At 62.4% G+C, this 12132-nt stretch carries 13 protein-coding genes; 10 read left to right on the top strand and 3 right to left on the bottom strand.

What is annotated here, in order from left to right; genetic code table 11:
- Positions 1–38 precede the first annotated feature (38 nt).
- Entirely contained in the window at positions 39–1004 is a 966-nt protein-coding gene (locus tag P0648_RS01035) for a hypothetical protein (RefSeq protein WP_277504915.1), read from the top strand.
- Positions 1005–1163: 159 nt separating this feature from the next.
- Here P0648_RS01035 and ileS read toward each other — a convergent pair whose 3' ends face one another.
- Both ileS and P0648_RS01025 read right to left on the bottom strand, forming a co-directional pair.
- Positions 1164–4343: an isoleucine--tRNA ligase gene (ileS, locus tag P0648_RS01030; RefSeq protein WP_277504913.1), complete on the bottom strand. Its 3180-nt coding sequence runs from the start codon at positions 4341–4343 to the stop codon at positions 1164–1166.
- A gap of 51 nt (positions 4344–4394) precedes the next feature.
- A complete protein-coding gene (locus tag P0648_RS01025; RefSeq protein WP_277504912.1) occupies positions 4395–4646 on the bottom strand; it encodes a hypothetical protein in 252 nt (83 codons plus the stop codon).
- 97 nt (positions 4647–4743) lie between these two features.
- On the opposite strand from P0648_RS01025, the gene P0648_RS01020 reads away from it, so the two are divergent.
- From P0648_RS01020 to P0648_RS00995, 6 genes are all read left to right on the top strand, one after another.
- Positions 4744–4971 carry a hypothetical protein gene (locus P0648_RS01020; RefSeq protein ID WP_276246104.1) on the top strand — a complete coding sequence of 76 codons (228 nt, stop codon included), beginning with the start codon at positions 4744–4746 and terminating at the stop codon, positions 4969–4971.
- A 79-nt stretch (positions 4972–5050) separates the two neighbouring features.
- On the top strand, positions 5051–5479 hold the full coding sequence (locus P0648_RS01015; RefSeq protein WP_276246105.1) for a hypothetical protein: 429 nt from the start codon (positions 5051–5053) through the stop codon (positions 5477–5479).
- Positions 5480–5518: 39 nt separating this feature from the next.
- The gene (locus tag P0648_RS01010; protein ID WP_277504909.1) at positions 5519–6172 is read left to right on the top strand and encodes a uracil-DNA glycosylase family protein; all 654 of its coding nucleotides are present in this window, start codon (positions 5519–5521) and stop codon (positions 6170–6172) included.
- Between the two features lie 27 nt (positions 6173–6199).
- Positions 6200–6565, top strand: a complete 366-nt coding sequence (locus tag P0648_RS01005) for a hypothetical protein (RefSeq protein ID WP_277504908.1) — start codon at positions 6200–6202, stop codon at positions 6563–6565.
- 493 nt (positions 6566–7058) lie between these two features.
- Positions 7059–7508, top strand: a complete 450-nt coding sequence (locus tag P0648_RS01000) for a thioesterase family protein (RefSeq protein WP_276246108.1) — start codon at positions 7059–7061, stop codon at positions 7506–7508.
- A 31-nt stretch (positions 7509–7539) separates the two neighbouring features.
- Complete coding sequence (locus tag P0648_RS00995) at positions 7540–8706, top strand: phenylacetate--CoA ligase family protein (protein WP_276246109.1); 1167 nt, start codon at positions 7540–7542, stop codon at positions 8704–8706.
- 36 nt (positions 8707–8742) lie between these two features.
- Here the strand turns inward: P0648_RS00995 and P0648_RS00990 are convergent, their stop codons facing one another.
- A complete protein-coding gene (locus P0648_RS00990; RefSeq protein ID WP_276246110.1) occupies positions 8743–9513 on the bottom strand; it encodes an SDR family NAD(P)-dependent oxidoreductase in 771 nt (256 codons plus the stop codon).
- 55 nt (positions 9514–9568) lie between these two features.
- Between P0648_RS00990 and P0648_RS00985 the strand changes: the two genes are divergently transcribed.
- From P0648_RS00985 to P0648_RS00975, 3 genes are read left to right on the top strand one after another with little or no spacing between them, the layout of a single operon-like run.
- Positions 9569–10384, top strand: a complete 816-nt coding sequence (locus P0648_RS00985) for an enoyl-CoA hydratase/isomerase family protein (RefSeq protein WP_276246111.1) — start codon at positions 9569–9571, stop codon at positions 10382–10384.
- Positions 10385–10431: 47 nt separating this feature from the next.
- Positions 10432–11460: a DUF2332 domain-containing protein gene (locus P0648_RS00980; protein ID WP_276246112.1), complete on the top strand. Its 1029-nt coding sequence runs from the start codon at positions 10432–10434 to the stop codon at positions 11458–11460.
- A gap of 54 nt (positions 11461–11514) precedes the next feature.
- Positions 11515–12132, top strand: a complete 618-nt coding sequence (locus P0648_RS00975) for a cyclopropane-fatty-acyl-phospholipid synthase family protein (protein WP_277504906.1) — start codon at positions 11515–11517, stop codon at positions 12130–12132.

The raw sequence follows: 12132 nt of genomic DNA, 5'->3' as shown, positions 1-12132 counted from the left end.
TAATTGTTATGATTCACCGGCACCTATTGGTGTACCCTATGACCTCCGACGAAGAGCAGGAACACGAACTCACGCCGGATCGGGCTTTCGCTGTACTCGGCCACGAGACGCGACTCGCCATCCTGTTCGAACTCTGGAAACAACGCCGTCCCGACGAACACGTACCGCAGCACCCGATAGCGTTCTCAGAGTTGCGAAAGTCCCTCGGGATGCGGGACGGCTCGCAGTTCAACTACCACCTCAAGCCTCTTCTGGGCCGGTTCGTTCACCAATCAGCGGATGGGTACATCCTCCGACGGGAGGGTGAGCGCGTGGTCAGCGCGATCCTCGCTGGGGCATTCACCGACGAAGTCGTGTTCGAGACGGTCCCGAACGACAAGCCGTGCGAAATCTGTGGGGGACAGACCGTCTTCGAGTGCAACACCGACCTGACCCGTGGATACTTTGCGATCAGGTGCACCGAGTGCGAGGGAGCGTTCGGTGGCACTGGGTTCGATGGGGCATTGAGCCTGACCGATTCGCTCTCGCCGGTCGGCACCCGCAGCCGGGACCCAGAGGAGTTCTACCGGGCACTGGATGTCATGGTGAAACACCAAATCATGTCCGCAGTGGAGGGGGTCTGTCCCGACTGCACCGGAACCACGAGCGCGACGCCCCATGTCTGTGAGGACCACCATGTCGAACCGGGCCGTCGCTGTGAGTCGTGTGACACCATCTTCGAGGTTCAGTACGTCATCGTGTGTGATGTCTGTCAACAGATGTTCGGTATTCCGAGCAACCGGTGTCTACTCACCGAACCGAGAGTGCTCGTGTTTCTCGACGATCATGGCTACGACCCCTGGTACGACTGGCTCCTGATCGAACTGGAATTGGTCCAACGCCAGACGGTTCGCTCCGAAGACCCGTTCGAATTGGAGATGGTCCTCGAGGCCGACGGGGACCGACTGGTGGCGACCCTCGACGAGAAGGGGGCTGTTTCAACCCTCAACCGGGTGCCTCGATAGGCGTGTAGAATGTCGTGAGGAGCCGCCCGCTTGATGCTATTCCCTGTCTGCCTTAGCCGGACGAGAGGTCCGGTGTGACCGACTTGCGCCTTCTATTCACCAGGGCCGCAACAACCTATACGTAGAACGAGATCTTCGACAGAAGAGGGGTTTTCTGTATTAGGCTGCCTTCTCGATTGCGAGCGTCATCGTGACGCCTTCAACGTCCCATTCCTTGCGGTGGCCGTTTTCGACGTGCCCGACGTCGGTGGCCCGAACCTCGGATGCGATGAGTTCCTCGTGCGCCGAGACGAGATCAGCCACGCGCTCGTCTGCGATGTCGTAGGCGAGGCGGATGGAGGCGTCTAAGTCGAGGTCCAGATCTTTGCGCATCTCCTGGACGCGGCGGATGACCTCGCGGGCGTAGCCCTCACTCTCGATGTCCTCGGTGAGCGTGGTGTCCACGTAGACGGTGCCCTGTGCACCGCCTTCGAGGGAGAACGAGGCAGCACTCGTCCCCTCCGGCGTCTTCGTGACGAAGGTGACCATGTCCTCCTCCAGTTCGATGTCCTCGCCGAGTTGCTCGCTCACGGCGTCTTGGAGTGCGGCGAGCGACGGTTCGGTGATGCGGGCCTCGTTGAGCGCGTTCATGACTTTCCCGGCGTCACCGCCGAAGGCGGGGCCGAGCAGGCTCATGTCGGCTTCTGCGCTGTAGTAGAGTTCGCCCCACGAGTCCTCGGGGTCGATGACCTCGATGGTGCGGGCGTTGAGGCGCTCTGCGACGAGGGACGCCTGCGACCGGACGGCCGCTGCCACCCGGTCATCTGTGGCGTCGACGACGATGCGCGTGACCGGCCAGCGGAGTTTGCGCTCTGCCTGTTGGCGGGCGTTCGACCCGGCTTCCTCGACGGCGCGGACGACCGTCATCTCCCACTCTAACTGCTCGTTGTGGAGTGCCCGGTCGTACTCAGGCCAGTCGCACATGTGGACCGTGTCGTAGCCTGCGTCACCGGTGAGGTTCTGGTAGATTTCCTCGGTGATGAACGGTGCGAACGGCGCGAGCAGCGCGACGACTTCCGAGAGGACGTGGTAGAACGTCGTGTACGCGGACGTCTTGGAGTCGGATTCGGCCTCCTCCCACATGCGCTCGCGGACGACCTGGATGTAGAATCGTGAGACGTCCTCAACGACGAAGTCGACGAGCGTCCCGACGGCGCGGTCGTAGCGGAAGTCGTCCATCGACGCGGTCATGGACTGCTTGACCGTCTGGAGTCGCGAGAGCAGCCAGCGGTCTTCCTGGTCGAGGGTCACGTCGTCTACGGTCTGGGCTTCGGGGTCGAAGCCGTCCATGCGCATGTACGGCAGCGGGAACCGGAAGACGTTCCAGAGGATGTTGAGGTGGCGCTGCATGGTCGCCATCTCGTCCCACGAGAAGCGCATGTCCTCACCCTGTGGGTTCACCGAGAGGAGAAACAGACGCATCGCGTCCGAACCGTGCTTGTCGATTGCCTCGTGGGGTTCGACGACGTTGCCAACTGATTTGGACATCTTGCGACCGTCCTTGTCGTTCGCGAAGCCGTGCATGAGAACCTCCTTGTACGGAATCTCGCCGAGTGCGGCGGTGCCCATGCCCAGTTGCGACCAGAACCACCCGCGCGTCTGGTCGTGGGCCTCGATGATGAGGTCTGCCGGCCAGAGTTCGTCGAACCGCTCGGTCTCGGATGGGTAGTCGAGCGTGCCCCACGAGGCGACCGAGGAGTCGAGCCAGACGTCGAACACGTCGGGGACGCGGTGGGCGTCAGAGCCACACTCCTCACACGACATCGTGAGCGGGTCGACGGCCGGGCGGTGGAGGTCGACTTCGCTCGGATCGACGTCCTCGTGGACGCGTTCTGCGAGTTCCTCGCGCGTGCCGACCACGTTCAGGTGGCCACACGAAGCGTCGTCGCACATCCAGATGGGGATGGGGATGCCCCAGTAACGCTGGCGGGAGACGTTCCAGTCGCGGGCGTTCTCCACCCAGTCGCGGAATCGGTTGTCACGCGCCCAGTCTGGGTGCCACTCCGAATCCTCGATGTTGTCGAGGAGTTCGTCTTTGATGTCACTGACCGTGATGAACCACTGGTCGGTAGCGAGGAAGACGATGTCCGTGTCACAGCGCCAACAGTGGCCGTAGCGGTGGCGGTGTCGACCCGAGGCGAGGAGCAGGTCCTTCGCCTCTAGGTCGGCGATGACGTTCTCGTTCGCGTCGCGGACGAACTGGCCTTCGTACTTGCCACCCTGTTCGGTGAACGTTCCGTCACCGGCGACGGGGCAGAAGATGTCGAGACCGAGTTCTGTCCCGCGCTCGAAGTCCTCTTGCCCGTGGCCGGGTGCGGAGTGGACGAGGCCCGTGCGGTCTGCTTCGACGTAGTCCGCGGTGTAGACCTGTCCGGCACCCTCGAATGCGGCGTGGTCTGGCACTTCGTCTGCGAGCGGGTGGTCGTACTCCCAACCGACCATGTCCGCGCCCGTGACTTCTTCGAGGATTTCGAAGTCGTCGTAGCGCCCCTCTTTGAGCGCGCCTTCGACGCACGGTTCGGCGAGGTAGAGTACCTCGCTCTCACCGTCTTTCGTCGCCTTCACGGCCTGATAGGTCATGTCCTCGCCGACCGCGACGAACGTGTTCGCCGGGATGGTCCACGGGGTGGTCGTCCAGATGACGAGCGAGCCCTCGCGGTCGCGGAGCGGGAACTTCACGTAGATAGATGGCGACTCGATTTCGTCGTATTCGACCTCGGCATCGGCGATGGCCGTCTCACAGCGTGGACACTGGTTGATGGAGCGTTTGCCGAGTTCGACGAGGCCGCGCTCGTGGGCCTGCTTGAAGCCCCACCACGCGGCTTCCATGTATTCGGGGGAGACGGTTCGGTAGGGGTTTTCCCAGTCCATCCAGACGCCGAAGGACTTGAAGTCAGACTGGAGGCCCTCCAGGTTGTCGTCGGCGAACTGCTTGCACTCGTCGATGAAGTTCTCGATGCCGAACGCCTCGATGTCCTTCTTGTTCTCGAAGCCGAGTTTCTCCTCGACTTTCGTCTCGATGGGGAGGCCGTGCATGTCGTAGCCCGGACGGTCGGTGACGTTCCACCCCTGCATCCGCTTGTAGCGGATGGTCGCGTCTTTCAGCGTCTTGTTCCAGGTGGTGCCCATGTGGGCGGCCCCGGAGGTGTACGGGGGGCCGTCGACGAAGAAGAACGTCTCGGCCTCCTGTCGGTGTTGTTTCGTCTGCTCGTAGGCGTCGACGTCGTCCCAGTAGTCGAACACCCGCTCCTCTACGGCGTCGGGGTCGTACTGGTCGTCGACGTCAGCAAACCTGCTCATACAGTGGTGAACCCTCTCAGGGATTAAAGGAGAATCGGTTAGACTGTCGGTTCAATTGTCGCTCGTGCCGAGGGCGAACAGTGCGGGCAGCAACTTTCCGCGGCCGATGAGAACGATGCCGAAGTAGCCGAGGACGACGCCCATGAACGCGAACCAGAGGCCCATCGTCAGGTCGCCCGTGGCAATCGTTTCGAAGCCGGTGAGTTCGGCGGCCACACTCAGTGTGGTGAGTGTGCCAGCGCCCACGGCGTACACGAGCACCGCGAACAGCTCCGCGCCGAGGTCGACGAGTAGTTCTCTCATACTCCCACTCATTTGACCGCTCGTTATCTACTTTTCGTGATACTGTGTCACACTCGGTCGCAGAACATTTTAGCTATCCGCCGGGAAACGACGTGTCATGGGACGCTACGGAAACATCGACTACGCTGCGGTGACGAAACTGGGCTTTCTGTTGAGCCTCGGCCTGTTCGCAATCGGCGCGGGCGGTGAACTCATCGGGCACGCGCTGTACTCGTCGCTGCCCGCCTGGGAGGAAACGCTCTTTTTCGACCTCGAAGTGATCGGCGTCCTCGGGGCGCTGCTCGTGCCGCTGTTTTTCGGTATCATCCTCCCTTTGACGGAGTGACTCTGCCACCGCGACTATCAGAAATCACAAATATTCCAGATACATTGATATTCTCTTGTGTTGTTATTCAGCTGGGGAAATGAAGACTGAGATGGGGATTGGGGGACTTACTGAACAGAGCGCAGCACAGGCGAAGCACGCGAACAGACACCGAGAGCGCACGCTGGAACTCGTCGAATTTCTCGGCGGGCGGGCCGGCGACGCGCTGTGCTGGGTCGCGTACTACGATGCCACCGTCTACGAGTTACTCTATACGCGGACCGACCTCGAAGGGTCCGTAGACGACGGCGATGTGACCGGTATCATCTCTCACTTACGATTCGAAGCACCGCTTTCAGAGGAATCTATCTTCCCGTACGAGTCGCTGCGGGCGACCGTCCGGCTCTTCGACGACGCAGTCGTGATACACATGCCACAGGGTTGTGCCTGTGGCGTCGTCGTCTCGCTCGACCAGAGCGCGGCACGAAACCTCAAATCGTTCATCACCGACTGCGAAGTCTACCTGTAGCCCGCTTCGTTAAGCCGTCACCGCCGCAACACTGCGGATATGGTGCCGTTTCCTGACCCGACGACGCGCAATGAACTCGTTGCCGACTGTCGCCGCTGTCCGGCCCTGGTCGAGGCACGCGAGTGCATCGCCTGGGGGAACGGGCCGCTCGACGCGACGCTCGTCGTTATCGGCGAAGCGCCCGCTGCGGGCGACTCGACCGCGGACACGTGGAAGGGTGGAAACTGGACGGGCATGGCCTACACGTCTCGCCACTCTGGGCGAACGGTTCGCCGGCTCATGGCAGACCTCGGGTACGGACCCGAAGACTGCTACTACACAAACGCGGCCAAGTGCTACCCGAAAGACGGGGAGTCGAACCGCGCACCTCGAGACACCGAGCTTGCGAACTGTCGCTCGCATCTCGTAGACGAACTCTCGGCCATCCGTCCGCACGCCGTCCTCACGACCGGGAAACACGCGACGCGGTCCGTCCTCGCGATGGAATCCATCGCACTCGACGGCTTCCTCGACGCGGTCCTCACACCCATCGACTGTCCAACCCTGGAAGTCACCCTTCTGCCGCTGTTACATCCGTCCTACCAGGCGGTCTGGCTCTCGCGACTCGATTTCACCTACGAGTCGTATCTGGAGGCGATTCGGACGCAGTTAGACGGGTCGAAGCCTAACTCGTCGGCCACGTATTTTATATGAAATTCTTCCTATATGACAAGTGGGCCGATGTACAAGGACAATGCGAAGGAGTTGGTGTCGTTTCTCGAGCAAAGAGTAGGCGGGTCGCTCCGGGCCGTTGCCTTCTACTCGTCTGACATGATTGAACTGTTACACCTCCGCGACGACCTCGACCGCGAGCGAATCCGACGGTCTGTGGAACCCGGACTCGAAATCCTCCGACAAGAGTCTCAGCTCGAGGGTATCGGTGCCCTCCCCTTCGAGGACCTGAACGCAACTGTGCACTTGTTCGGCCAAGGTGTCCTCCTTCACTTCCCACAGGGGGTGGATCACGGCACTGTCGTGACCCTCGATAGCGGGGTGGCGCGTCAACTCAACGGATTCGTCAAAGAGTGCGCGGCGTATCTGAAATAGTCATGCGCCAGCGCCTGCTGTCGATTATCTGTCGGGCATGACTATTCCACCCTTTTTGTTTTCATCGTCCACGAGAATTGTCAAAAGGGGCTATGTCATTTCGACACGCGAAAGATCTCGTGCCGTTTCTGAAACGGAAGGCGAGAGAAAGTCTTCGAGGGGTCGTGTACTACGATGCGGAGGGGTCGCAGTTTCTGTATTTCAGAGACGACGTCGACAGAACCAAACTCGAACAGAGATACCCACACGCGATGCGTCGGTTGCGCGAGGAGTCGACCGAATCGGAGGTTTACAACTATCCGTTTTCGAATCTCCACGCCACAATTCGACTGTTCGAAGAGGCGACGCTCGTCCACCTCATCCAGGGTGAACAGACGGGGACCGTGTTCTCGCTCGAACCCGAGAGCACGCAGGTAGTCCGTGGCTTCGTCCACGAGTGTCTCGACCGCCTCAAACACACCAACTTTTCTTTCGGCCCTGCGTCTCGTCGACAATGTCCGTCGACCGCGACGCGCTGGCCAGACTCCGTGACCAGTCCGTCACGCACACCCGCCGGTTCATCGTTGAGCGCCGCCACACGACGAATGTCTTCGGCGAGCAGGACGACCCAGCCGGGAAACCCGCCGCCGCCGACGCTTCCCCCGAGGAAGCAGTGCGCGTCCTGGGGTCGCCGTTCGTCGTCTCCTTCGCCGAGTTCACCGGCCGCGAATCGCTCCGAGGCCACCTCCCCGAGGGGACCGGGACGGTCGGCGAGTACGTCGGTCTCGACCACCGCAGCGCCGCACCGCTCGGGGCGACCGTCACCGTCGAAACCCTACTTACCGGCGTGGAGGGGCCGAAACTCTCCCTCGAAGCCACCGTCTCGCACGACGGACGACTCGTCGGTGAGGTGGCTCTCGTGTTTCGCGTCGTCGACCGGGCGCGCTTTCGCGCCGCCCTCTGATTTTATGCAGTGTGGCAACACACCTCTCAGTATGTACGACGACGAGACACTCGGCGCGGTTCGCGCTCAGCTCGAACGGGTCGCAGCGTACGACTTCTACGGAGCGAAGTTCGACAAAGCGGGCATCGACCCCGCGGCGATAGACTCGTGGGAGGATTTTCGCGACGTTCCGTTCACGACCGCCGACGAACTCGAAGCCGACTTCGAGGCGAATCCACCGGAGGGCTCCTGCTACCCCGGCGAGTCGATGATTTGCTTCACCCCGATGGGCGACGACCTCAAGCCGGTCTTCGACACGCAACCGGATTTAGAACACATGGCGGCGGTGAACGCGACCGTCTTCGAACGCGCCGGCATCAGGCGCGGTGACCGGGTGCTCAACACGTTCGGCTACCACCTATTCGGGACAGGCCTGCTCATCCATCGCGGCTTAGAACAACTCGGCGCGGAGGTCATCCCGCTCGGCCCCGGCGATTCCGAGCAGGCGGCGAGCGTCATCGACGAATTCGACGTCGACGCCCTCATCGGGAATCCAAGCTACGCGCTGAAAATCGGTGCTGCGGGCGGGCACGTGAACCGCTTTGTCGGCGCGGGCGAACCGTTCACCTCGATTCCCGGCCTCCGCGAGGAAGTGAAGGAAGCACTCGGCTGTGAGACGGCGTGTGACTACTTCGGGTCGCGTCAGATTCTCCCGGTCGCCGCCGAGACCACCGCCGAGGACGGCCTGTACGTCACCACCGACTACGCGCTCGTCGAGGTCGTAGACCCGGACACGGGCGAAGTGGTCGGCCCCGGAAACCGCGGCGAACTCGTCGTCACGCACGTCAAAAAGGAGGGTGCACCGCTCGTCCGCTACCGCACCGGCGACCTCGCGGACGTGGGCGTGCGCGACGGCCGCGTCGTCCTGCCGAACGGCGTGATTGGGCGAACCGACGGCCGCCTGAAAGTGAAAGGCGTGAAGCTCTATCCCGAGGCTGTCGGCCTCGTCCTCGCTGGATTCGACGGTCTCACGGGCAACTACCGACTCACCGTCTCCCGGCCCGACGCGACCGACCACCTCGCCATCGTCTGCGAGGGGGAGGCAGACCGCGAGGAACTGCGGGACGCCCTCGCAGAGCGTCTGCTCATCAAACCGAACGAGGTCGAACTCGTCGCAGAACTCGAAGACGGTCCCTCGGTCGTGGACGAACGCTACTGAGCGACCGTCCACACCGCGAACCGTGCGACCCAGCCGCTACCCGTTCATCGTCAGACCGCCCGACACAGAGAGCACCTGTCCGGTGACGAATCCCGCGTCGTCAGAGGCGAAGTAGGCCACCGCCGCGGCCACGTCTTCGGGTTCGGTCATTCGCCCGAGGGGAATCTGTTTGGCCATGCTGCCGAGAATCTTTTCTGCGAGTTCTGACTCCTCGCGCATCGCTCGCGTCAGGGGCGTGTCCGCGGGACCCGGCGCGACGACGTTGCAGGTAATCCCGTCACGGGCGAGTTCCCGGGCGAGCGTCTTCGTGAACCCGATGACGCCGCCTTTTGCCCCCGAGTAGACGGCCTCGCCGGAACTGCCGACCCGGCCTGCGTCCGAGGCGATGTTGACGATGCGCCCACCCTCGTCGCGGTCGGTCATAATTTCCGCTGCCGCTCGCGAGCAGTAGAGTTGCCCCTTCAGGTTGATGTCGATGATGCGGTCCCAGACGCCGGGGTCCTGTTTGAGGAACCACTCCATGCGGTCCCACCCGGCGTTGTTCACGAGCACGTCGAGGCGACCTGTCTCCTCGACCGTCGCCGCCATCGCGGCCCGCACGTCTTCTAAGTCGGTCACATCTGCAACGGCGGCGAACGCCTCGTCGCCACCTTCCCGAATCGCCGCGACTGTCTCTGCGGCCCGGTCTGCGTCGATGTCGTTTACCGCCACGGTCGCCCCTTCCTCGGCGAGTCGCGTTGCGATAGCCGCGCCGATACCCCCGCCGCTGCCGGTGACGAACGCCGTCTTTCCTGCGAGTCCGCGCATGGCCGAATCGACTCCCGCAGAGGAGTTATACTATTGGGGTGTGTTTCCACGGAACATGTCCTACGAGCGAATCGTCTACGAGACCCTCGCGGCAGACGACCGAATCGCCGCCGTCCGCCTCGACAACCCGGACCGACACAACGTCTTGGACGAGCGGATGGTGCTCGAACTCTACGACGCCTTCGACCGGGCCGACCAGGATGCCGCTGTGCAGGGCATCCTCCTGACTTCGACGAGCGACACGTTTTGCGCCGGGGCTGATTTGGGCGAACTCAACGGCCTCACGTTCGAGGAAGGCGCGCGCTGGCTCACCACCTACTTCGAGGCAATCGACATGCTTCGGGACACGGGCAAACCCGCCGTCGCCGCCATCGAGGGCACCTGCGTCGCCGGCGGCAACGAACTCGTGATGGGGTGTGACCTCATCGTCGCCGGTGAGTCTGCCCGCTTTGGCCAGCCAGAGGTCGGCGTCGGCTCGACTGCCGCGGGGGGTGGGGTCCAACTGCTCCCGCTCATCGTCGGCGAGAAGCGCGCCCGGGAGATGCTTCTGACTGGCTCCCTGCTCTCTGCAGTCGAAGCAGAACGTATCGGCCTCATCAATCGGACGGTCGAGGACGGAACCGCCGAGGACGCGGCCGTCGAACTGCTCCAGACCATCGTGGACACGAAGAGTCCACAGGCCTACCGTACCATCAAGACCATCCTCAAGCCGTGGACGAACTTCGGCCTGCTCGCAGAGGAGATGGCCCGCGACATGACCGCGAACGTCTGGGCCTCAGCAGAGTTCACAGAGCGCGCCGACGCCTTCCTGAAGCGCGAGGAACTGAAACCCCGCGAGTTCACCGGCACCCAACCCCGGACGCGAGACTGACTGCGACGCAAACACTCTTCTCACTGCTCTGTGGAGGATTACTGTTGATGACAGCTCTGACTTCGGTTTTCGAAACCTTAGCCACCCGGGAAGCGCGTGACTCGTCTCCACTCTACGAATCACTCGCACATTCTGTCGCCGCCGACCCCAAACTCCTCGCCCTCGCCGGACACTCACCTGCCGACCAACCAGCACCGAACCTGCTGTTCGCCGCCGTCCAGTATCTCTTGTTCAACCGGCCCGACCACCCGCTCGCGGCGTACTTTTCGAGCATCGTCGACGACCCAGCATCGCCCGCCGAGGAAGCTGACCAACTGTTCAGAGAATTCTGCCTGGAGAATCGAGCGACACTCGTCGCCCTCCTCGGGTCACGCCGGGTGCAGACGAACGTTCTCGGCCGCAGTTCGATTCTCCTCCCCGTGTTCGAACACGTCTCCCACCGAACCGACCAAACCCCGCTCGGCCTCGTCGAAATCGGCTGTAGCGCCGGCCTGAACCTGCTCTGGGACCGCTACGGCTACGAGTACGGCGGGCAGTGGCGAGTGGGCGACCCAGCCGCTCCGCTCCAGTTGTCCTGCGACGTCCGAAACGACGGCGTCCCACCACTCCCAGAATCGCTTCCTGCGGTCGGGTCGCGTCTCGGTATCAACCTCAACACGCTCTCGGTGGAGAACGAAGCGGACGTCAAGTGGCTCCGTGCGCTCATCTGGCCGGAACATGAGTCCCGTCGCGAACGAATCGAGGCCGCCGTCTCTGTGGCTCGCGAGTCACCACCGGAACTCGTCGAAGGCGACGCGCTCGCCGACCTGAAAACGCTCTGCAACCGCGTCCCAGAAGACGAACACCTCTGCATATACAACACGCACGTCCTCTACCAGTTCACCGAAGAACAGCAAGCTGACTTCGCGGCCCTCGTCGCCGACATCGGCCAGTCACGAGACCTGTTCTGGGCGAACTGCGAGTGGCACGGCGAGACGCCCGAAGTCCGGTACGTTGCGTACGAAAATGGCGAGAAATCGGCTGGCACGCTCGCGGCCTACGAGGCGCACGGTCGGTGGATCGACTGGCACGAATAGGCTGACGACGCTGGGCCTATACGCTTTTCACGGTACGTCGAGTCGGCCGAGACGATGGACTTCGAGACCTGTGAGGCACGCTACGAACAGGAGGAGTACTACTGGGGAACCGAGCCGAACGACCTGGCTCGCAAAACTGCGTCCCTCGTTTCGACAGCGAACACGACGCCCACGGTCATCGACATCGGAGCAGGCGAAGGCCGTGACGTGGTGTACTTCGCAAAACAGGGCTTCGACGCCTACGCTACAGACGTCTCCCCGAACGGCCTCGAAAAGGCGCGTCAACTGGCTGCCGCCCACGGTGTGGCTATCGAGACGCTCGAAGCCGACGCGAACGAACTGGCACTCCCAGAACCCGTCGACGTGGTCTATTCGTGTGGCGCGATTCAGTACATCCAGCCAGAAAATCGCGACGCACAGTTCCAGCACTTCCAGGAGATGACGAATCCCGGTGGCATCCACACGATGTTCGCGTTCGTAGACCACCCAGCCGTTCCGACGGCTCCCGACTGGACCGAGAACGAATATTTCTACGAACAGGGTGAATTCGAATCGTACTACTCGTCGTGGAACGTTCTCGAACGCGACACCCTCATCTTCGAGAACGAATCGGGCGGTGAATCCCACCAACACGCCGCAGAAATCGTCATCGCGAAGAACCCGACGGCGTAA

The sequence above is a fragment of the Haladaptatus sp. DYSN1 genome (assembly GCF_029489995.1).
GTDB lineage: Archaea > Halobacteriota > Halobacteria > Halobacteriales > Halococcaceae > QDMS2.
The sequence above is the reverse complement of the archived record's forward strand: the minus strand, read 5'-3'. Positions and strand labels throughout refer to the sequence as shown.